The 21,057-nt window shown below is 72.8% G+C and carries 16 protein-coding genes and 1 riboswitch; of the genes, 12 read left to right on the top strand and 4 right to left on the bottom strand.

The window, feature by feature from the left end; all coding sequences use genetic code 11:
* Positions 1 to 13 precede the first annotated feature (13 nt).
* Together hrpA and JT1_RS07255 are read left to right on the top strand one after the other, a co-directional pair.
* Positions 14 to 3,841: an ATP-dependent RNA helicase HrpA gene (gene hrpA, locus JT1_RS07260; protein WP_068324971.1), complete on the top strand. Its 3,828-nt coding sequence runs from the start codon at positions 14 to 16 to the stop codon at positions 3,839 to 3,841.
* 89 nt (positions 3,842 to 3,930) lie between these two features.
* Positions 3,931 to 4,836, top strand: coding sequence for a PAC2 family protein (locus JT1_RS07255; protein ID WP_068324970.1), 906 nt, complete (start codon positions 3,931 to 3,933; stop codon positions 4,834 to 4,836).
* Here the strand turns inward: JT1_RS07255 and JT1_RS07250 are convergent.
* Positions 4,833 to 6,500, bottom strand: coding sequence for a DNA polymerase (locus tag JT1_RS07250; protein ID WP_068324969.1), 1,668 nt, complete (start codon positions 6,498 to 6,500; stop codon positions 4,833 to 4,835). The two genes, JT1_RS07255 and JT1_RS07250, sit on opposite strands and share 4 nt — an antisense overlap.
* Positions 6,501 to 6,576: 76 nt before the next feature.
* Between JT1_RS07250 and JT1_RS07245 the strand changes: the two genes are divergently transcribed.
* From JT1_RS07245 to JT1_RS07215, 7 genes are all read left to right on the top strand, one after another.
* Positions 6,577 to 7,296, top strand: coding sequence for a hypothetical protein (locus JT1_RS07245; RefSeq protein ID WP_068324968.1), 720 nt, complete (start codon positions 6,577 to 6,579; stop codon positions 7,294 to 7,296).
* A 79-nt stretch (positions 7,297 to 7,375) separates the two neighbouring features.
* The gene (locus JT1_RS07240) at positions 7,376 to 8,914 is read left to right on the top strand and encodes an alanine/glycine:cation symporter family protein (protein ID WP_068324967.1); all 1,539 of its coding nucleotides are present in this window, start codon (positions 7,376 to 7,378) and stop codon (positions 8,912 to 8,914) included.
* 94 nt (positions 8,915 to 9,008) lie between these two features.
* Complete coding sequence (locus JT1_RS07235) at positions 9,009 to 9,431, top strand: YkvA family protein (protein ID WP_068324966.1); 423 nt, start codon at positions 9,009 to 9,011, stop codon at positions 9,429 to 9,431.
* A 90-nt stretch (positions 9,432 to 9,521) separates the two neighbouring features.
* The gene (locus tag JT1_RS07230) at positions 9,522 to 10,628 is read left to right on the top strand and encodes a DUF4192 domain-containing protein (RefSeq protein WP_068324965.1); all 1,107 of its coding nucleotides are present in this window, start codon (positions 9,522 to 9,524) and stop codon (positions 10,626 to 10,628) included.
* A 57-nt stretch (positions 10,629 to 10,685) separates the two neighbouring features.
* A riboswitch (SAM riboswitch) is annotated at positions 10,686 to 10,796 on the top strand.
* Positions 10,797 to 10,811: 15 nt separating this feature from the next.
* A complete protein-coding gene (gene metX / locus JT1_RS07225) occupies positions 10,812 to 11,960 on the top strand; it encodes a homoserine O-acetyltransferase MetX (protein WP_068324964.1) in 1,149 nt (382 codons plus the stop codon).
* Between the two features lie 73 nt (positions 11,961 to 12,033).
* Positions 12,034 to 12,432, top strand: a complete 399-nt coding sequence (locus tag JT1_RS07220) for a universal stress protein (protein WP_068324963.1) — start codon at positions 12,034 to 12,036, stop codon at positions 12,430 to 12,432.
* A 263-nt stretch (positions 12,433 to 12,695) separates the two neighbouring features.
* The gene (locus JT1_RS07215; RefSeq protein ID WP_439645746.1) at positions 12,696 to 14,156 is read left to right on the top strand and encodes an RNA polymerase sigma factor; all 1,461 of its coding nucleotides are present in this window, start codon (positions 12,696 to 12,698) and stop codon (positions 14,154 to 14,156) included.
* A gap of 10 nt (positions 14,157 to 14,166) precedes the next feature.
* On the opposite strand, the gene JT1_RS07210 is transcribed toward JT1_RS07215, so the two are convergent.
* Genes JT1_RS07210 through JT1_RS07200 form a run of 3 tightly spaced genes read right to left on the bottom strand, consistent with a single transcriptional unit; the run spans position 14,167 to position 18,675 of the window.
* On the bottom strand, positions 14,167 to 16,461 hold the full coding sequence (locus JT1_RS07210) for a transglutaminase TgpA family protein (RefSeq protein ID WP_068324961.1): 2,295 nt from the start codon (positions 16,459 to 16,461) through the stop codon (positions 14,167 to 14,169).
* Positions 16,458 to 17,672, bottom strand: a complete 1,215-nt coding sequence (locus tag JT1_RS07205; RefSeq protein WP_082807531.1) for a DUF58 domain-containing protein — start codon at positions 17,670 to 17,672, stop codon at positions 16,458 to 16,460. The genes JT1_RS07210 and JT1_RS07205 overlap by 4 nt, the downstream gene beginning before the upstream one ends.
* 10 nt (positions 17,673 to 17,682) lie before the next feature.
* Positions 17,683 to 18,675 (bottom strand): AAA family ATPase, encoded by a 993-nt coding sequence (locus JT1_RS07200; protein ID WP_068325478.1) that lies wholly within the window; start codon positions 18,673 to 18,675, stop codon positions 17,683 to 17,685.
* A gap of 325 nt (positions 18,676 to 19,000) precedes the next feature.
* On the opposite strand from JT1_RS07200, the gene mraZ reads away from it, so the two are divergent.
* The 3 genes from mraZ (at position 19,001) to ftsL (ending at position 21,051) form a co-directional block, all read left to right on the top strand.
* Positions 19,001 to 19,432 carry a division/cell wall cluster transcriptional repressor MraZ gene (gene mraZ / locus JT1_RS07195; protein ID WP_068324960.1) on the top strand — a complete coding sequence of 144 codons (432 nt, stop codon included), beginning with the start codon at positions 19,001 to 19,003 and terminating at the stop codon, positions 19,430 to 19,432.
* Between the two features lie 198 nt (positions 19,433 to 19,630).
* Complete coding sequence (gene rsmH / locus JT1_RS07190; RefSeq protein WP_068325476.1) at positions 19,631 to 20,578, top strand: 16S rRNA (cytosine(1402)-N(4))-methyltransferase RsmH; 948 nt, start codon at positions 19,631 to 19,633, stop codon at positions 20,576 to 20,578.
* Positions 20,575 to 21,051, top strand: a complete 477-nt coding sequence (gene ftsL, locus JT1_RS07185; protein ID WP_068324959.1) for a cell division protein FtsL — start codon at positions 20,575 to 20,577, stop codon at positions 21,049 to 21,051. The genes rsmH and ftsL overlap by 4 nt, the downstream gene beginning before the upstream one ends.
* Positions 21,052 to 21,057: the final 6 nt, after the last annotated feature.

Here is a 21,057-nt window from a genome sequence, read left to right as displayed (position 1 = left end):
TATCCTGAACCCCATGCCCACCACCCTTCGCGACGCCGTCCCCGCGGAGGAGCTGCACTACAACGAGGACCTGCCGGTCGTCGCCCGCAAGGACGACATCGCCGAGGCGATGCGCGAGCACCAGGTCGTCATCGTCGCGGGGGAGACCGGCTCCGGCAAGACGACCCAGCTGCCCAAGATCGCCCTGGAGATCGGGCGCGGCACGACCGGGCAGATCGGGCACACCCAGCCCCGGCGGATCGCCGCGCGCTCCGTCGCCGAGCGGATCGCCGAGGAGATGCAGGTCGAGCTCGGCGGGCTCGTCGGCTACCAGGTGCGCTTCGCCGACCACAGCAGCGACCAGACCGCGGTCAAGGTCATGACCGACGGCATCCTGCTCAACGAGATGCAGCGCGACCGGGACCTGCGCCGCTACGACACGATCATCATCGACGAGGCCCACGAGCGTTCGCTCAACATCGACTTCATCCTCGGCTACCTCAAGCAGCTGCTGCCCCGGCGTCCCGACCTCAAGGTCATCATCACCTCCGCGACGATCGACCCGGAGCGCTTCGCCCAGCACTTCGGTGACGCCGCGGGCGAGCCCGCCCCGATCATCGAGGTCTCCGGCCGCACCTACCCCGTCGAGGTCCGCTACCGCCCGCTGGGCGACGACGAGGCAGACGACGGGGACGGGGACCAGGTCACCGGCATCTGCCGCGCGGTCGAGGAGCTGTGGACCGAGTCGACGAGCACGGCGCCCGATGTCCGGGACGTCCTGGTCTTCCTCTCCGGTGAGCGCGAGATCCGCGACGCGCAGGACGCGCTGACGTCGATGGACCTCCCGGACACCGAGATCATCCCGCTCTACGCGCGCCTGTCCGCGGCCGAGCAGCACCGCGTCTTCGCACCGCACCGCGGCCGCCGGGTCGTGCTGTCCACCAACGTCGCCGAGACCTCGCTGACCGTCCCCGGCATCCGCTACGTCATCGACACCGGCACCGCGCGCATCTCCCGCTACAGTCAGCGGACCAAGGTGCAGCGCCTGCCCATCGAGCGCGTCTCGCAGGCCTCGGCCAACCAGCGCGCCGGCCGCTGCGGTCGCGTCGCCGAGGGCGTGTGCATCCGCCTGTACTCGGAGGAGGACTTCGAGTCGCGGCCCGAGTTCACCGACCCCGAGATCCTGCGGACCAACCTCGCCAGCGTCATCCTCCAGATGACCTCGCTCGGCCTCGGCGACGTCGCGCGCTTCCCCTTCATCGAGCCGCCGGACTCCCGCCAGATCACCGACGGCGTCCGACTGCTGCAGGAGCTGCAGGCCTTCGACACGGAGACCGCGGCCGCGCGCGAGCCCCAGCAGGCGAAGGGGGGACGACGCGGCGGTGGTCGTCGCCTCACGCCCGAGGGCAGGACCCTGGCCCGGCTGCCCGTCGACCCGCGGCTCGGCCGGATGCTCATCGAGGCCGACCGGCTCGGCTGCACGACCGAGGTCCTCGTCATCGTGGCCGCGATGTCGATCCAGGACCCGCGCGAGCGTCCGGCGGAGCAGCGCGCCCAGGCGGACCAGCAGCACGCGCGGTTCCGCCGGGAGGGCTCGGACTTCGCCAGCTGGTGGAACCTGTGGGTCTACCTCAAGGAGCAGCAGAAGTCCTTGTCCGGCAGCGCCTTCCGTCGGATGTGCAAGCGCGAGTACCTGCACTTCCTGCGGATCCGGGAGTGGCAGGACCTCCACTCCCAGCTCGTGCGGGCGGCCAAGCAGCAGCGCATCGACACCCGGCAGCGCACGGCAGCAGAGGACGCCGAGCCGGACTGGGACCGCATCCACCAGGCCCTGCTCACCGGCCTGCTCAGCCACATCGGCCTGCGCGACGAGGAGAAGCGCGACTACCTGGGCGCCCGTGGTGCCCGGTTCTCCATCCAGCCGGGCACGACGAACTTCAAGCGGCAACCCCCCTTCGTCATGGCCGGCGAGCTCGTCGAGACGAGCCGGCTGTGGGCCCGCTCGTCCGCCCGCATCGACCCGGTGTGGGCCGAGCGCGCGGGCGCGCACCTCGCCAAGCGCACCTACTCCGAGCCGCGCTGGTCCAAGAAGGCCGCGAGCGTCATGGCGACCGAGCGGGTCACCCTCTTCGGCGTGCCGCTCGTCGTCGGGCGGCCGGTCTCCTACGGCAGGATCGACCCGGTCGTGAGCCGCGAGCTGTTCATCCGGCACGCGCTCGTCGAGGGGGAGTGGGACGCGCGGCACGAGTTCCTCGCCGCCAACCGCAAGCTCACCCGTCGGCTCGAGCAGCTCGAGGAGCGCGCCCGACGCCGGGACCTGCTCGTCGACGACGAGGACGTCCTCGCCTTCTACGACGAGCGCATCCCCGCGGACGTCGTCTCGGGCGCGCACTTCGATGCCTGGTGGAAGACGGCGCGCCGCGAGCAGCCCGACCTGCTGACCCTCACCGAGGAGCTGCTGACCCGCGACGACGCCGAGGCGGTCAGCGGGCGCGACTACCCGCGCCGCTGGCGCACCGACGGGCTCGAGCTCGCCGTGAGCTACCAGTTCGAGCCCGGCACCGAGGACGACGGCGTCACCGTCCACGTGCCCGTCGCCGTGCTCAACCGGCTCACCGCCGGTGGCTTCGACTGGCAGGTCCCCGGCCTGCGCGCCGACCTCGTCACCGCGCTCATCAAGTCTCTGCCCAAGGCCACCCGGCGTCACCTCGTGCCCGCTCCAGACCACGCCCGCGCGGCCCTCGCCGAGCTGGACCCCGACGCCGGCACGTCGATCACCTCGCAGCTGTCGACCGTGCTCGGGCGCCGCGGCGGGATCCGCATCGAGGAGAGGGAGTGGGACTGGGCCAAGGTCCCCGACCACCTGCGGGTCACCTTCGCCGTCGAGGACGGCCGGCGCCGCCGGCTCGGTCGCGGCAAGGACCTCGAGGCCCTGCGGGAGAGCCTCGCCGGGCACGTCCAGCAGGGCATGTCGCGTGCCGGGGCCTCCATCGAGCGGACCGGCCTGACGACGTGGGACCTGGACGAGCTCCCGGGCACCTTCACGACCCGGACCGGCAAGCACACCGTCATCGGGTACCCGGCGCTCGTGGACGAAGGGAGCACCGTCGCCATCCGGGTGCTCCCGGACGAGCAGCAGGCCGTCGCCGCCCACCGCGCGGGCGTGCGTCGCCTGCTCCTGCTCGGCACGACCCCGCCGTGGAAGCGCGTGCTCGCACGCCTCACCAACGCGCAGAAGCTCGCGCTCGCCGACAACCCGCACGGGTCGGTCCCGAAGCTCCTCGACGACGCCCTGGCCGCGGCCGTCGACGACATCGTCGCCCAGCACGTGCGCGGACCGGTGCGCTCGCGCGCCGCCTTCGAGGAGGCGCTCGCCGCCACCCGCACCCACGTCGCGCAGCGCGTGCTCACGGCCGTCTCCGAGGTCGAGCCCGTCCTCGCCCAGCGCAGCGAGATCACGGCCCTGCTCGCTCGCCTGACCGCTCCGGTCCTCGCGAGCACCGTCGCCGACGTGCGCGCCCAGCTCGACGGCCTCGTCCGTCCGGGGTTCATCGCCGACACCGGCCTGGAGCGCCTGCCGGACCTGCGGCGCTACCTGCGCGGGATCTCCCTCCGCCTGGAGCGCGCCGCGGAGAACCCCCGCCGCGACGCCACCCACCAGGAGAGCATCGACGCGGTCGAGGCCGCCTACGCCGACCTGCTCGACGCGCTCCCGCCGCTGCGCCGTCGCTCCCGCGACGTCGTGGACATCGGGTGGATGATCGAGGAGCTGCGCATCTCCCTCTTCGCGCAGTCGATCGGCACCGCACGCTCGGTCTCGGCCAAGCGGGTCCGCTCGGCCATCGCCGCGATCGAGGTCTGATCGAGGGGGGAATGGTGGGCGCGCCACGACCGTTGCCACAATGAGTGCTTCACCGCCTGGGTGATCCGTGATGATCGAGAGGATCTGACGTGACCGAGCGCCTCTACCGCTACGAGGTCGACGCCGACCCCGCGCTGCTCCAGCCGGGGCCGATGATCGTGGCCTTCGACGGCTTCTTCGACGCCGGCATGGCCCAGCGCCTGCTCGTGGACCACCTGCTCGAGGCGAGCAGCCCGACCGTCGTGGCCTCCTTCGACGTGGACTCGCTCATCGACTACCGCAGCCGGCGTCCCGTCATCGTCTTCGACGCCAACCGGTACACCGACTACGCCGACCCGACGCTCCTGCTCTACCACCTCACCGACCGGGACGGGCAGACCTACTACCTCCTCACCGGGCCCGAGCCGGACTACCGCTGGGAGGCCGTCGTCGAGGCGGTCACCTCGCTCATGGACGAGATCGGCATCTCGCTCGTCGTCCACGCGCACGGCATCCCGATGGCCGTGCCGCACAGCCGCCCGGTCGGCATGACCGTCCACGGCTCCGACGAGCGGCTCATCGGTGACCACAAGCCGGTCTTCGGCACCGTGCAGGTCCCTGCGTCCCTCGCCGCGCTCCTCGAGATGCGGCTGGGGGAGTCCTCGCGCGACGCCGTCGGCTTCAGCATCCACGTGCCGCACTACCTCGCCCAGTCGACCTTCCACGACGGCGCGCTCACCGCGCTCAACGCGATCGTCGACTGCACCGGGCTCAACCTGCCCAACGACGCCCTCGCCGAGGCCGCCCGCGAGGGCCTCATGCAGATCGAGCGCGAGATCGACGAGAACGACGAGGTCAAGGAGGCCGTGCAGGCGCTGGAGCGCCAGTACGACGTCCACCTGCGTGGTCTCGAGCGGCCGAGCCTGCTCGCGGGCGAGGGGCAGGACCTGCCCTCCGCGGACGAGCTGGGCGCGGAGTTCGAGGACTTCCTGCGCACCGTCGACGACGCCGACTAGCCCTTCGCGTCGGACCAGCGCCGCACCACGGAGGTGTCGGCGACGAAGCGCACCTGCTCACCGCCCAGCCATCGCCGGGCGGCGTCGGTGAGGGCGGCGTCGACCGCGGCCGCGGCGGCGTCTGCGTGCTCCTGCGGCACGTGCACGAGCAGCTCGTCGTGCAGGCAGAGCACGATCCGGCCGCCGAGGGGGCGCACGGCCACGCGCACCGTGGCCGCCCACGCCTTGAACAGCTCGGCTGCCGAGCCCTGGATCACCGCGTTGCGGGCGAACCGGCCACGGGCGCCGGTGAGGCCCTCGACGTCGTCGCCGCCCCCGCCGAGGTCCGTGCGCACGAGGCGCCCCCCGTACGTGCGCACCGGCTCACCCCGCCGCCCCCGCTCCTGGGCACGCTGCAGGTGCGCCATCGCGACGGGGTACTCGCGCTCGAGCCCCTTGAGGGCCTCGGCGGCCGGCCCGGACCGCTGCCCGTACATCGCCGCCAGCACGGCGATCTTGGCGACCGGGCGCTCCACCCCGAGCCGCTCGGCGACGGGGGCGTAGAGGTCCGCGGCGCGCGTCGCCGCAGCGAAGGCCTCGTCCCGGGAGACCGCCGCGAGGACGCGCGGCTCGACCTGCCCGAGGTCCGCGCGGACGAAGACGTGACCCGGTGCCGCGACCACCGCCGGGCGCAGCTCGGCGGGCAGGTTGTGCAGGCCGGCCTGGGCGGTCATCCGCCCGGCCGCGCCGTCGCACGCCGCCCACGCGCCCCGCAGCCGATCGTCCGGGCCGACGTGCTCACGCAGCCACCGCCACCCGTAGGTCGTCGCGATGCGCTCACGCCTGCGCCACTCGAGCAGCGCGGGCACGACCGGGTGGGTGGCCGCGTGTGCCTCGAGGACCCACTTGCGGGTCGAGGGGACGTCGATCCCTGCGCGGGCGAGCAGCGCCTTGACCTGGGCCGGGTTGCGCAGGTCGACCGACCCGGTGCCCGGGACGGCCGCGAGGACCGGCGCGTCGCGTCTCGTGCGGGCGGCGAGCTCCTCCTCGAGGGTCTGCGGCTCCGGGCCGGCAGCGTCCGTCACGAGCCGTCGGGCCGTCTCCCGGTCGATCGGCAGGCCGTCGAGCTCGAGCTCGACGCACAGCACCGCCGCGGCCGACTCGGCGTGCGCGGTGGCGAGGGCACGAGGGCCGCGGGAGCCCATCCCTTCGCGCTGGATCGCGGCGGCCCGCCGGGCCGCCTCGGCGAAGGCCGCGCAGCGCTCCGGCGTCGTGAGCCAGGCGCCCGTGACCGCGTCGGCGCGCAGGTACCCGTCGTCGAGGACGAGCTGCTCCGCAGGCACCTCGTCGGCGAGGAGGTCGAAGAGGTCTCCCGTCGGCGCGCTCGGTGCCGCCTGCGGGTCCAACCCGTGCGCCGCGGCCCACACCCGCTCGGGCCCGGCAGCCCACCCGCCGTGCGCGAGGCGGTGGACCTCGGCGAGGTCCCACGTGCGGTCCAGCTCGGCACCGGCGGCGACGAGCGGGGCGACCGACCTGGCCGACCACGTGACCCAGCGCGTGCCGGGGGAGAGCGCCGCCACGAGCGAAGGGAGGTCCCTCGCGAGCACCGCCGGGCCGTCCGGGGGCAGCACGGCGCCCACGCCGTCGACCCCGACGACGAGCGCTCCCGGCTGCTCCGCTCCCACGAGGCGTGAGGCTACCCGCGGCATGACAGGATCGGCCCAGGACAGACCACCGCTGCACCCGCAGAGAGGACGTCACATGGGATTCATCTCCGACCGCCTGGGCCTCGGCCGCACCAAGGTCAAGGACACCCGCACCGCGATCGAGCAGGCGCACGACCCCGCGAGCCAGGACGCGCTGGGCGGCTCGACCCTCAAGCTCGTCGAGAACCTGCTCGACACCGGCATCGACGGACGCGGGCCCTTCGACTCCGCCGCCACGGTCGCCGACCGGGCCCTGGCCGAGCACGGCGGTGACGCCGACAAGGCCGTCGACGAGATCGTCGGCGACACGCTCAAGCTGGCTGCCGCCAGCGGCTTCCTCACCAACCTCGGCGGGTTCGCGACGATGTGGGTCGCCCTGCCCGCCAACATCTTCGGCTTCTACGTCCTCGCCACCCGCATGTCCGCGGCCGTGGCCAGGGTGCGCGGCTACGACCTGACCCAGCCCGAGATCCGCTCGGCCGTCCTGCTCAGCCTGGTCGGTGCCGACGCGCAGGACCTGCTCGCCAAGGCCGGCATGGTCGCGCCGACCGGGCGCCTCGCCGGCCTGGCCGCCCAGCGACTGCCCGGACCGGCCCTCATGGTCGTCAACAAGGCCGTCGGCTTCCGCATCCTCTCGCGGGCCGGCAAGGGCGTCTTCTCGCGCTTCGGCAAGATGGTCCCACTCGTCGGCGGTGGCGTCGGGGCCGGCATGGACGTGTGGCTGATGCGCCAGCTGGCCCAGCACGTGCGCACGGAGTTCCCGCCGCGCGGCTGACCGATCTCGAGGTGCGCGCGCAGGGGCCCGGCGGTATCGTCCGCCGGGCCCCTGACCCGCTCAACGGAGAGTTGCCCCCATGTCCTTCGCCGAACTCGTGGACGGCGCCAACGGCTTCATCTGGTCGATCCCGCTCGTCGGGCTCTGCCTCGTGGCCGGCCTGTACTTCACCATCCGCACCCGCCTCGTCCAGGTCCTCGGGATCCCGGACATGGTCAAGCAGCTGCGGGAGGGGGAGGACTCGGTCGACGGGACCTCGTCCTTCCAGTCGCTGATGATGTCGCTCGCCAACCGCGTCGGCATGGGCAACATCGGTGGTGTCGCCACCGCCATCGCCTTCGGCGGCCCGGGCGCCGTCTTCTGGATGTGGGCGGTCGCCTTCCTCGGTGCGGCGACCTCCTTCATCGAGTGCACCCTCGGCCAGATCTACAAGGAGAAGGACCCCGACACCGGTGAGTACCGGGGCGGTCCGGCGTACTACTTCGAGAAGGCCTACGCCCACCGGTGGCGCACGCTCTCGCTCGTCTACGCCGTCACCTTCGCCGTCGTCACCGTCTTCGCCATGAGCTTCTTCCTGCCCGGCGTGCAGGCCAACGGCATGTCCTCGGCGCTCGACGCAGCGTGGGGCGTCCCGACGTGGGTGACGGCCATCGGCATCGTCATCGCGCTGGCCTTCATCGTCATCGGCGGCGTCAAGCGCATCGCGACCTTCGCCGCCTTCGTCGTGCCGCCGATGGCGATCCTCTACATCCTCTTCGCCCTCGTCGTCTTCTTCGTCAACGCCGACCAGATCGGTCACGTCTTCAGCGAGATCTTCTCGGGTGCCTTCGGCGGCCACGCGGTCTACGGCGCGATCATCGGCCAGGCGGTCAAGTGGGGCGTCCAGCGCGGCATCTACTCCAACGAGGCGGGCCAGGGCACCGGCCCGCACCACGCCGCCGCCGCCGAGGTCTCGCACCCGGCGAAGCAGGGCTTCGTCCAGGCCTTCGCCGTCTACATCGACACCCTCTTCGTGTGCACCGCGACGGCCTTCATCATCATCTCGACCGACATGTACTCGGTCTTCAGGGGCGAGAGCTACCCCGGACCGACGCTCTACGAGGGAGCGATCGGGACCGACGTCGAGCCCGGCCCGGGCTTCGTGCAGGCGGGCCTGGACAGCTTCGCGCCCGGTATCGGCTCGAGCTTCGTGGCCCTGGCGCTCGTCTTCTTCGCCTTCACGACGATGGTGGCGTACTACTACATGGCCGAGGTCAACCTCGCCTACCTCACCCGCAAGATCCGCAGCGCCACCGTGCGCCGCGGGATGATCCGGGCGCTGCAGGGGTTGATCCTCGTCTCTGCCGCCTACGGGGCGACGACGACGGCCGGCTCCGCGTGGGGCCTCGGCGACATCGGTGTCGGCACGATGGCCTGGCTCAACATCCTGGGCATCCTGCTGCTCCAGGTCCCGGCCCTGAAGGCCCTCAAGGACTACCGCGCGCAGAAGGCCCGGGGCATCGACCCGCAGTTCGACCCGCGTGAGCTCGGGATCGAGGGTGCGCAGTTCTGGGAGCTGCGTGCCGACGGCCAGCTCACCCAGGGCGCTCCCCGGGAGTCGGTCGGCGCACGGGAGTGACGCCGAGCTCCTGAGGGAATCCGGACCGGGCGCGCTACGTTGGATCCAGCGGAGCGCGCCCGGACCGGGCACGCCTGAGCGTCAGGAGACCGACATGGCCACGACCAGCCGCGTCCGCAACGCCACCCACCTCGCCTCCGCCGTCCGCAGCGCGGCGCGACCAGGCGGGCCCAGCCTCTGGACCCGCCTGCGCGCCGTCCCCCGGATGATCCGCGCGGTCCGCGCGGGGCAGTACACCGGTCTGTCGTCCAGCCGCCTGATGCTCCTGCTCGCCGGTGTCGGCTACGTCGTCTCGCCGATCGACGTGGTCCCGGAGGGCCTCCTCCTCGCCCTCGGCCTGCTCGACGACGTCATGGTCATCGGCTGGGTCGCCACGACCCTGGTGCGGGAGACCGAGGACTTCATCGCCTGGGAGCAGGCGGTGGCCGCAGGCGCGTCCGGGCGCCAGCAGTGGACCCCGCCGCAGCAGCAGTGGGAGCCCGGCCCGACGGTCCGCTCGCACGTCGTGCGCGACTGACCGTCCGCAGACCACCTGCCTGACGTCCGGGTTTCCACAGGATCCGCCCGGTCGCTGCCGGCGCCCTCTGCAGGCGCCAGATTCGTCGGCATGGACCACATCGCCAGACCTCGCGACGCCGCCGAGCTCGCCGTCATCCTCCCGTACCAGCTCGGGTACCACCCGGGCCCCTCCCTCTGCCTGACCGTGATGCGCGGCCGCCGGCTCGGCCTGCTGCAGCGGCACGACCTCGTGCCCGAGCCCGCGGCCTGCCGGGCCGTCGCGGAGCACGCCATCGCCATCGCGGTGCGGGAGGGGGCCACCGCAGTCCTGCTCATGGCCTTCGAGGAGGACGAAGGGGAGTCCCGCCACCTCCGCGCGGCGATGACCGCCGCCGCCGGCGAGGCCGGGCTGCGGGTGCAGGAGCACTTCGTGGTCCGCGACGGGCGCTGCTACCCCGCAGGCGGGCCCCGGGCCAGGCGTCGCCTCGGCATCCCGCTGCCCCGACCCGAGGACGTGCCCGCCGTCGCCACCTTCGTCGAGGCAGGGGTCTGCCCGCTGCCGAGCCGTGCGCACCTGGTCGACGCCGTGCTGCCGGAGCGCGACGAGGCCAGGGCCCGTCGGGTCGCGCTCGCCGTGAACCCGCTCGAGGAGGAGTTCGCGCACCAGCAGGTGGCCCGGACCTGGGCGCGGCTGCTCGACCCCTCCGCCGACGCGACCCCGGTCGCCGAGCTCAGCGACGCAGAGCTCCTCGTCCTCTCCGCGTCGCTGCAGGACGTCGACTGGCGTGACGCGCTCCTCGGCGGGCTCTGCCCCGGAGCCGTGCCCTTCGCCACCTTCGGCGACCCCCTCGTCGAGCACGCCCGCACGGCGCTGGCGCGCTGCCCGTGGGCCCTCGTGGACCCGGACGCCGGGTCCGTGCCCGATGCTGCCGTCGACGTCGGTCGCCACCAGGAGGACGTCCTCGCGGTCCGCGCCCGCGTCGCCGAGCTCGGGCGGCTCGTGCCCGAGGAGCTCACGCCCCCGCTGCTCACCTGCACGGCGCACATCGCGTGGTGGATGGGGGACGGCACGATCGCCGGCAGCTGCCTCGAGCGCGCGCTGCAGATCGAGCCCGGCTACCGGCTCGCCGGTCTCATGCTCGACCTGCTGTCCGCCGGGCTGCGGCCCTGGGACCTCGGGCCCGACGCGCGCGCCGGGCGCCACCCCGCGGCCTAGTCCGGACAACGGACCGGACTCGATCCCGTGGGGCCGCTGTGGTTAGAGTTGTCGCCAGGTCATGAGTGCCAGCGTCAAGCCCCGGCTTGCTGGCCGGCAACCCTCCTCGCGACGGGGTGCCCCGGGTGATGACCGGGCCGCATCGCAGTGGTGCGGCAAGGCGAGACCCCGGGAGCACCGTCGATGAGCGTCACCACCACACCCCCCAGCAACACCGCGCTGTGGCGCGACGGCGACGAGCCGGGGGACCGGCACTTCCTGCGCATCGGGGACCTCACGCTCGAGTCCGGCGAACGCCTGCCTGACGTGGTGCTCGCCTACGAGACCTGGGGCGAGCTCGACCCGGCCCGGGACAACGCGGTCCTCGTCGAGCACGCCCTCACCGGCGACAGCCACGTCGTGGGCCAGGCCGGTCCGGGACACCCGACCGACGGGTGGTGGCCGGGCCTGATCGGGTCCGGCGCCCCCCTGGACAGCGACGAGTACTTCGTCGTCGCGATCAACGTCCTCGGCGGCTGCCAGGGCAGCACCGGTCCCGGGACGCTCGCAGCGGACGGTCGGCCGTGGGGTGGGCGCTTCCCCCGGCTGACGATCCGCGACCAGGTCGCGGCAGAGGCGGCGCTCGCCGACGCGCTGGGCATCGGGCGCTGGCACACGGTCATCGGCGGCTCCATGGGCGGCATGCGCACCCTCGAGTGGGCGGCTGGTCACCCCGACCGGGTCGGTACCGCCATCGCCCTGGCCACGAGCGGCTACGCGACTGCGGAGCAGATCGGCTGGAGCCAGGCCCAGATCCTCGCGATCCGCAACGACCCCTGGTTCGCCGACGGCGACTACTACGACCACCCGCAGGGTCCTGAGGTCGGTCTCGGCATCGCCCGCCGCATCGCCCACGTGACCTACCGCAGCGAGATCGAGCTGCACGAGCGCTTCGGTCGCCGGGAGCAGGACGAGCCGGCGGGGGAGTGCGGTCGTCCGCGCTATGCCGTGGAGAGCTACCTCGACCACCACGGCGGCAAGCTCGCGCGTCGCTTCGACGCCAACTCGTACGCGGTGCTCTCCGAGGCGATGAACTCGCACGACCTGGGTCGCGGGCGCGGCGGGGTCGAGGCGGCGCTCGCCCCCTTCGCCGGTCGCCTGGTCCTCGCGCCGGTGGACTCCGACCGTCTCTACCCGCCCCGCCTCTCGGAGGAGCTCGCGCGACTGCACCCACGGGCGCAGCTGACGACGATCTCCTCCCGGGTGGGCCACGACGGGTTCCTCACCGAGGTCGACCAGGTCGCCGGGCTGCTCCGCCGCGTGCTCGCCGGGGACACGGCCGCGTGTGAGTGAGACACGTCACGCGCCGCCGGTGTAGCGTCTGGCACAGGTCATTCAGGAACCGAGTATCTGTTGAGGAGCATCGATGACGATCGTCGTGGGGTATGTGTCCACCAAGGAGGGCGAGGCCGCTCTCGAGCGGGCCTTCGAGGAGTGCCACCTGCGCAAGGAGCCGCTCGTCGTCATCCACTCCGACCGGGGGGGCGTGGGGATGAGCGGCGACATCGCACGCAAGAACGAGCAGGACCTCAAACAGGTCCGGACCCGTCTCGAGGAGGCCGGCGTCGAGGGTGAGGTCCGCGGGCTCGTCCGTGGCAAGGAGCCGGCCGAGGACCTCATCGTCGTCGCCGAGGAGACCGACGCCAGCCTGATCATCATCGGCCTGCGCAAGCGCACGCCGGTCGGCAAGCTGATCCTCGGCTCCAACGCCCAGCGGGTGCTGCTCGACGCGCCGTGCGACGTGCTCGCCGTCAAGGCGCGCTGAGCCGCCACGCACGGCACCAACCGACCCAGCGGGCGTCCTTCGGGGCGCCCGCTGCGGCATTTCGGCGCACCGCGTTTTATAATGGTGACGAGCCCAGCGCGCAGCGACCGGGCGAGTCGGAGCCCGAGGGACGAACGCCACCCCTTGGAGGTCCCGGCGGATTCTTCCGTGACGAAAGGTTGTTGGTGACTGCTGTGTCCCCACGGTCCGACGGGGCGCAGGGCTCCCTCCCCAAGGAGTTCTCGCACCCATCGCTCCAGGAGCTGGTCCGCAAGGGCCACACGACCGGATCCATCACCAGTGACGAGCTGCAGGCCGCCTTCGGCGACGCGCAGATCAGCCCCAGCCGGGGGCGGGTCGTCCTGCGGGCGCTCGACGACCAAGGAATCGAGGTTCAGGTGCCACAGTCCACGTCCGCCAAGAAGACGACGGCGAAGAAGGCCCCCGCGAAGCAGGCGGTGACCAAGAAGACCGCTACGCCAGTGAAGAAGACCGCGGCGCCCGTGAAGAAGACCGCGGCGAAGAAGGCGACCACCAAGACCGCCGCCCCCAAGGCGGCTGCGGCCGCCGCGGCGGCCCCGGTGAAGAAGGCCGCCGCCAAGAAGACCGCTGCGAAGAAGACCGCCGCCAACAAGGCCGCCAACCCGACGACGACCACGGCCGAGGAGCCGGATCCCGACGAGGACGAGGTCATCGGCGAGGACCCGGCGCAGGCGAAGGCCAAGCCCGAGACCGAGCAGGACGAGAAGTCCGGTTTCACGATCAGCAACGACGACGAGGACGACGCTCCCGCGCAGCAGGTCGTGACGGCCGGTGCCACCGCAGACCCGGTCAAGGACTACCTCAAGCAGATCGGCAAGGTCGCCCTCCTCAACGCCGAGCAGGAGGTCGAGCTCGCCAAGCGCATCGAGGCCGGCCTGTTCGCGGAGGAGAAGCTCGCCTCGGGCGAGAAGATCGACATGAAGTTCAAGCGCGAGCTGTGGTGGATCGCTCAGGACGGCAAGAACGCCAAGAACCACCTGCTCGAGGCCAACCTGCGACTCGTCGTCTCGCTCGCCAAGCGCTACACCGGTCGCGGCATGCTCTTCCTCGACCTCATCCAGGAGGGCAACCTCGGCCTGATCCGTGCGGTCGAGAAGTTCGACTACACCAAGGGCTACAAGTTCTCGACGTACGCGACGTGGTGGATCCGCCAGGCCATCACGCGCGCCATGGCCGACCAGGCCCGCACCATCCGCATCCCGGTGCACATGGTCGAGGTCATCAACAAGCTCGCCCGTGTGCAGCGCCAGATGCTCCAGGACCTGGGCCGTGAGCCCACCCCGGAGGAGCTGGCCAAGGAGCTGGACATGACGCCGGAGAAGGTCGTCGAGGTCCAGAAGTACGGTCGCGAGCCCATCTCGCTGCACACCCCGCTCGGCGAGGACGGTGACTCCGAGTTCGGTGACCTCATCGAGGACTCCGAGGCGGTCGTACCGGCCGACGCCGTGAGCTTCACGCTCCTGCAGGAGCAGCTGCACTCGGTCCTGGACACGCTCAGCGAGCGGGAGGCCGGCGTCGTCTCCATGCGCTTCGGCCTGACCGACGGCCAGCCCAAGACGCTCGACGAGATCGGCAAGGTCTACGGCGTGACGCGTGAGCGCATCCGCCAGATCGAGTCCAAGACCATGAGCAAGCTGCGTCACCCGAGCCGCTCGCAGGTCCTGCGCGACTACCTCGACTGACCGCCACCCCTCAGCGGCGCCGGGTCAGGCGCCGCGAGAGGGCGCGGCCGAGCGCGCGCCAGGTGTCGACGCCGTCCTGGGGCCACAGCAGCGAGCGCACCTGGGCCGAGCGCTGACGGCTGGAGCGGACCCGTCCGACGACCGCGTCGACCTCGTGGGACACATCGGGCAGCTGGCTGCCGGCCGGGGCGTAGCGCGCGGTCTCCAGGGTCCTCACGACGAGGTCCAGCTGGTCCTGCACGTGTGGCTCGAGGGCCATGCGGTGGCCGAGCCAGGCACCGGCCTGCCGCGGGGTGGACCCCACGGGTGCCCGGATGCCGAGGTCGTCGAGCTGGCTGACCAGCTCCTGCCACTCCCGCTCGACCCGGGCGGCGTCGTCCTCGGCGCGCGAGCGCCCGCGACGTCGGGAGAGCCGCGCCGTGACCGGCACGATCGCGAGCAGCAGCGCGAGTCCGGCGAGACCGAGCAGCCACCACACCCACCGGGGGGTGCCCTCGTCCGCGACCGCCGTGGGGTCGACGGACGTCGCCTCCTCGCCGGGCTGGGCCGCGGCGGACGAGCTGCTCGTCGTCGACGAGCTGGACGTCGCGCTGTCCGTCGAGTCGCCTGTCTCGGAGGTCTGGATCGTGTAGCCGGGGACGGAGGCCGCGCGCGCCCCGGGCGTCGGCTCGAACCGCACCCAGCCCACGCCTTCGAAGTACAGCTCCGGCCACGCGTGGGCGTCGCTGGCGCGCACGACCCGCTGCCGGCCGTCGGGGGAGGAGCCGGGGAGGAAGCCGACGACGACGCGCGCGGGGATGCCGCGGGCGCGGGCGAGCAGGGTCATCGTCGTGGCGAACTGCTGGCAGTAGCCCACCTTGGTCCGTAGGAAGTGCACGACCGGGTCCCGGCCCGGGGGCGAAGGGGGGAGCTCCAGGTCGTAGTCGAAATCGGGCCCGCGCAGGTACTCCTGGATCGCCCGGGCGGCCCGGATCTCGCTCTCACCCGGCGTCGTCAGCGAGTCGGCGAGCTCGGTGATCTCGACGGAGGACCCGGGGTCGAGGGTGAGGTACTCGTCCCGGTAGGCCGTCGGGTCGACGGGGTCGGCGAGCTGGGTGCTGCCCGCGGGGAAGTCCTCGTCCTGGGGGTCGAGCTCGGTGAAGGACGCGGAGTAGGTGCCGGGGGTGCGCTGCACGCGAGCGGTGCCGTCGCGCCCCAGCGACCACGCGATGCCGCCGAGGTCGGCGGAGTCGACGAGCGCGGGCAGGGGCAGCTGCGGCGCGGACACGCTGTTGTCCTCGACGATGACATTGCGACGGTCGCGGGCGACGCCCTCGGGCAGGTCGGCCAGGGGATCGCGCGGGACGAAGCCCTCCTGCGGCTGGCGGGTGCGCGAGGTCATCCGGCCGAACCCGTCGGTGAAGTCCTCCACGACCGCCACCCGCAGCGGCTGCGGGGTCGGGTCGTCGGTCGTGTAGCGCAGGACCGGGACCTGGCTGGGCGACTCGAGGCTGCGCTTGAGGTCGAGCTGGGTGGACAGGCGGATGCCGGTGCCGTCGCCGACGCCCGTCCCGCGCCGACCGAGCCCGTCGAGCACGAAGCGCGTGGGCATGTGCGGCACGACCGTGGTGACGGCGACGGCGCCGGCGATGGCGATCGCGCCGAGGCGGACCGCCTGCCAGCGGTGGGCGCGGGTCGCGGACTGCTGGCCGTCGCCCTGAGCGAGGAGCGGGATCGAGGTGGCCCAGCCCCGCAGGTCGAGGTCGGACTGGTGCACGACCATCGCGAGCCAGAGGCCGGCGCCCCCGAGGAACCAGCCCCAGTGCAGCGACCCGCCGGAGTTCGCCGCGGAGACGAGGAAGAGGGACAGGAGCGGGAGCCCCGCGACCGTCGGCGACCCGGCGGTGGCGCTCGACATGTCGACCGCCAGGGTCACGACCACGACGATGATGACGAGCATGACGACGATGCCCGGGGTGGACGGGGCCGGCGCGGCGTAGGTCGTGACCGTCCGCTGCGCGTCGGCGACGTGGTCGGTCAGGGCGGCGAGCGTCTCGGGGGTGGGCAGGAGCCCGGCGTAGAGGGTGTCGCGCAGCTGGGTCAGCAGGACGTAGAGCGTCGCGGCGAGCGTCTGGCCGACGATGACCAGACCCGCGTTGGGGGTGAGGGCGCGCAGCAGCATCCCGCTGCCCGCGACGGCCAGTACCCCGGCGACGGCCGGCGGCATCCACGGGGCCTCCTCGAAGAGCGCGCCGAGCGGGAGCGTGACCGCGACGACGGCCGCCGCGCCGAGGAGGCCGGCGACGACGCGCGGGTCGCCCCTCATGCCCGGACCCCCAGCCCGACGGTCACGCGGGCCCACTGGTCCTGGAGGCCGTCGCCGGGGCGGACGACCTCGGCGTGCCAGCCCCCGCCGGCGAGGATGCGCGCCGTCGAGACCGCAGCTCCCTCAGCGCGAGCACCGGAGTGGAACCCACCGCGGTCGATGACGAGCGCGAGCCCGTGGCGCGAGCGGGCCGTGCACAGGTCGGCGATGTCGTCGCCGAGGTCGCCGACGACCCCGATGACGAGCCCGCCCCCGTGCTGCATGAAGTCGTCGAGGGACTCGACGAGCCCCCGTGGGCTGGTCGTCGCCCGCGGCTCCACGGCGGCGAGCTCGTCGAGCGCGTGGTCGAGGCCCTCGAGGGGGCGCACCGCGCCGGCCTCGTCGGAGGCCAGGCACAGGTGGACCTCGAAGCGCTCGGACAGCAGGAGCGTGACGATGGACGCGACCGCGGTGACCGACCACTCGAAGGACCCGCCGTTGCCCGTACCGGCGTGCGCGACCGCACGGTCGTCGAGCAGGACGAGCGCCCTCCGCCGCGAGGGCTGCTCGTCCTGGCGGACCATCGTCTCCCCGGTCCGGGCCGTCGAGCGCCAGTGGATGCGCCGCAGGTCGTCACCGATGCGGTACTCCCGCACGCCCACGTCGTCCTCGCCCTGGAGCGAGACCCGTGAGGCGGCGGAGGTCTCGCCGCCACCGCCCGCGCCCACCCCGCGCACGGGCGTGAGCGGCAGCACCCGGGGGAGCACGACGAGCGAGGTCGTGTCCGGCACCGTCACGGCCCGGGTCACGAGGCCGAAGGGGTCGGCGAGCCGGAAGGTGAGCGGCCCGATCTGGTGGCGTCCGCGCACGTGCGAGCGGACGCGGTAGCCCACCCGGCGGGAGCCACCCCCTTCGAGCGGGGCGATGAGCAGGCGGGGACGGTCGCCGAGCGCGTAGGCCAGGTGCTCCTCGCCGCGCAGGAGGGGGGTCGGGAGCCGGCCGGCGTTGCGCACCTCCACCGTGACGTCGGCGTGGCCGTCGGTGGTGATCCGGGTCGGCTCGACGGTGCGGGTCACCTCGAGCTCGTGGTCACGTCGGGCGAGGAGCAGCGCGAGCGCGGGGAGCAGGGCCAGCAGGACGCCGATCTTGGTCAGGTCGTGCAGCCCGAGCACGAGCCCGCACAGTCCGACGACCACGCCGGCCCCGAGGAAGCCCTTGCCCCGCGCGGTCACCGGTGCCCACTCACCGAGAGGCAGGCACGCGGGTGCGTTGCACGAGCTCGGTGACGATGTCGGCGGGCTCCCGTCGGGCGAGCTGCGCCTCGCTGCTCAGCAGCAGCCGGTGCGCGAGGACGACCGGCGCGAGGGCCTGGATGTCGTCGGGCAGCACGTGGTGGCGCCCGCTGAGCGCCGCGCGCGCCCGGCCGGCGCGCAGGAGGTGGAGGGTGGCGCGCGGGGAGGCGCCGAGGCGCACGAGCGAGCTGGTGCGCGTGGCCGTCGCGATGTCGACGACGTACTGGCGCACCGCGCTCGAGGCGTGGACCGTGCGCACCGCGGCGACGAGGCGGCTGATGGTCGCGGCATCGGTCACCGGACGCAGGTCCTGCAGCGGCGAGCGCGCGCCGTGGTGGTCGAGCATCGCGACCTCGGAGCCGGCGGTGGGGTAGCCCATCGACAGCCGGGCCATGAACCGGTCGCGCTGCGCCTCCGGGAGGGGGTAGGTGCCCTCCATCTCCACGGGGTTCTGCGTCGCCATGATGATGAAGGGGTGGGGCAGCGCGTAGGTGTGCCCGTCGACGGTCACCTGCGCCTCCTCCATGCACTCCAGGAGGGCCGACTGCGCCTTGGGTGAGGCGCGGTTGATCTCGTCACCGACGACCACGTTGGCGAAGACCGCGCCGGGACGGAACTCGAACTCGCGCTGGTCCTGGTTGAAGATGCTCACGCCGGTGATGTCGCTCGGCAGCAGGTCCGGCGTGAACTGCACCCGGCGCACCGACGCGTCGATGCTGCGGGCCAGGGTCTTCGCCAGCATCGTCTTGCCGACCCCGGGCACGTCCTCGATGAGCAGGTGGCCCTCGGCCAGCAGCACGGTGACGGCGGTGTCGACGACCTCCGGCTTGCCCTCGATGACGGCGTTCATCGCCTCGGCGAGCTCGCGGCCGACCGCGCGGACCTGGTCGAGTGCGCTCGGGGGCGCAGGCGCCGAGGGGACGCCTTCCCTGCTGAGTGTCACCACGACTCCGATCCGGGACGACGTCCGCCGCCCCACGCCACTCCGATGTGCTCCCGACCCTACGTCGCGCGGTGCCCCCGACTCCACGATCCGGCGGCACGACGCTCCTCGAGGACGAAGGGGGGCCGGGAGGGACGCCCTTCGCCGGTACCTGGCGTGAAAATCGCCCCACTTTGCACCACCCCCTATTTCTCAGGCGAAACCCAGGGTCCAGCTCGCGATCCACGGCCCGTGGAGGGTGTGTTTTCGGTCCCAGTGGAGTAAAGTGGTGGAACAAGGAAGGGCAGGGAGCCATGAGGGTCGACACGAAGGGGAGGTGGCCGCGTTGTTTCTCGGTACCCACACCCCGAAGCTCGACGACAAGGGCCGGCTCTTCCTCCCGGCGAAGTTCCGCGACAAGCTCGCCGGCGGTCTCGTCATGACCCGTGGCCAGGAGCGGTGCCTCTACGTCTTCCCGATGGACGAGTTCACGAAGATCACGCAGAAGTTCCAAGAGGCGCCCACCTCCAGCAAGGCCGCGCGGGACTACATGCGCGTCTTCCTCTCCGGCGCCAGCGACGAGATCCCCGACAAGCAGGGCCGCGTCACCGTGCCGGCCGCGCTGCGCCAGTACGCCGGCCTCGACCGCGACTGCACGGTCATCGGCACCGGGTCCCGCGTCGAGGTCTGGGACACCGCCGCGTGGAACGACTACCTCGCCAGCACCGAGCAGGCCTTCGCCGACCAGTCCGAGGAAGTGATCCCCGGACTCATGTGACGCAGCTGCCACCCGGCCTCCAGCCGTGACGGCGCCGACCCGACTTCCCCCGGGCCGGAACGTCCCGGATGGGGACCAGGTGGCAGCAGCACACCGGACCGGGGACCACCCACCACCCACCACCAGCACGAAGGGAGCACCGTGGAGCACCCCGGCACCGAGCCCGACCGCGACGCGGCCTCCCGCCACGTCCCCGTCATGCTCGACGAGGTCCTCGAGCTCCTCGCGCCCGCGCTCTCGCAGCCGGGCGCGATCCACGTCGACGGCACCCTCGGCATGGGCGGCCACGCGGAGGCGGTCCTGCAGGCCGACCCGCAGGTGCGCCTCATCGGCATCGACCGCGACCCGCAGGCGCTGCGCCTCGCGGGGGAGCGGCTCGCGCGGTTCGGTGAGCGGGCCACGCTCGTGCACGCGGTCAACGACGAGATCGGCGAGGTGCTCGACGACCTCGGGATCGGAGGCGTCACCTCGGCCTTCTTCGACCTCGGGGTCTCCTCGCTCCAGCTGGACGAGACCGAGCGCGGCTTCGCATACGCGCACGACGCACCGCTCGACATGCGGATGGACCCGACGACCGGCATCACCGCGGCCGAGGTGCTCAACACGTACGACGCGCGGGAGCTGTCGCGGGTGCTCTCCGAGTTCGGCGAGGAGCGCTTCGCCCGCAAGATCGCCGGGGCGATCGTCCGGGAGCGGGAGGCCGCTCCCTTCGACCGGTCCGGACGGCTCGTCGAGCTGCTCCGCGCGACGATCCCCATGGCCTCGCAGCGCGGCGGCGGGCACCCGGCCAAGCGGACCTTCCAGGCGCTGCGCATCGAGGTCAACCAGGAGCTCGCCGGCTGGGCCGCGGCGCTGCCGGTCGCCCTCGAGCGGCTCGCGGTCGGCGGTCGCCTCGTCGTCCTGTCCTTCCACTCCCTCGAGGACCGGATCACCAAGCGCGGGCTCGCGGCCGGAGCCACCTCGAGCGCACCCGCCGACCTGCCGATCGAGCCGCCCGAGCACGCGCCCGAGCTGCGCCTGCTGACGCGCGGCGCGCTCACCCCCGGCGAGCAGGAGCTCGCCACCAACCCCCGCTCCGCCTCGGTCCGCCTGCGCGGCGCCGAGCGCATCAGACCTCCACGCCGACCGAAAGGCACCCACAGATGAGCCAGTCGTCCGTCGCCACGACCGTCGCGCGCCGCGCGCCCGCCCGCCGCGAGCGCGCCTCCCTCCACGTCGTCACCCCGGCCGACCGGGCCGGGTCGCCGTGGTTCCCCGTCGCCTGCGTCGCCCTGCTCCTCGCCGGGCTCGGCGCGGTCCTCGGCCTCAACACGCTCATGGCGCAGGACTCCTTCGAGGTGTCCGCCATGGAGGCCCGCTCCGCCGCGCTCGCCGACACCGAGGACTCCCTCGCGCAGACGGTCAACGACCGCTCGGCGCCCCAGCGCCTCGCGACCCGCGCCGGTGAGCTCGGGATGGTGCCGGCCGGCAGCGCCGCCTTCATCGACCCCGACAAGGGGCAGATCCTCGGCGTGGCGTCGGTCGCCAAGAAGCCCGACGGTTTTACCGTGGACGCAGCGGCGACGGTGACCGCGGACGAGCGATCGAAGGAGACGGTCTCCGCACCGACCAGTCGCTGACCGGGT

Source organism: Janibacter terrae NBRC 107853, from assembly GCF_001591405.1.
Classification (GTDB): Bacteria; Actinomycetota; Actinomycetes; order Actinomycetales; family Dermatophilaceae; genus Janibacter; species Janibacter terrae.
This window is presented reverse-complemented; position numbering and strand designations above follow the sequence as displayed.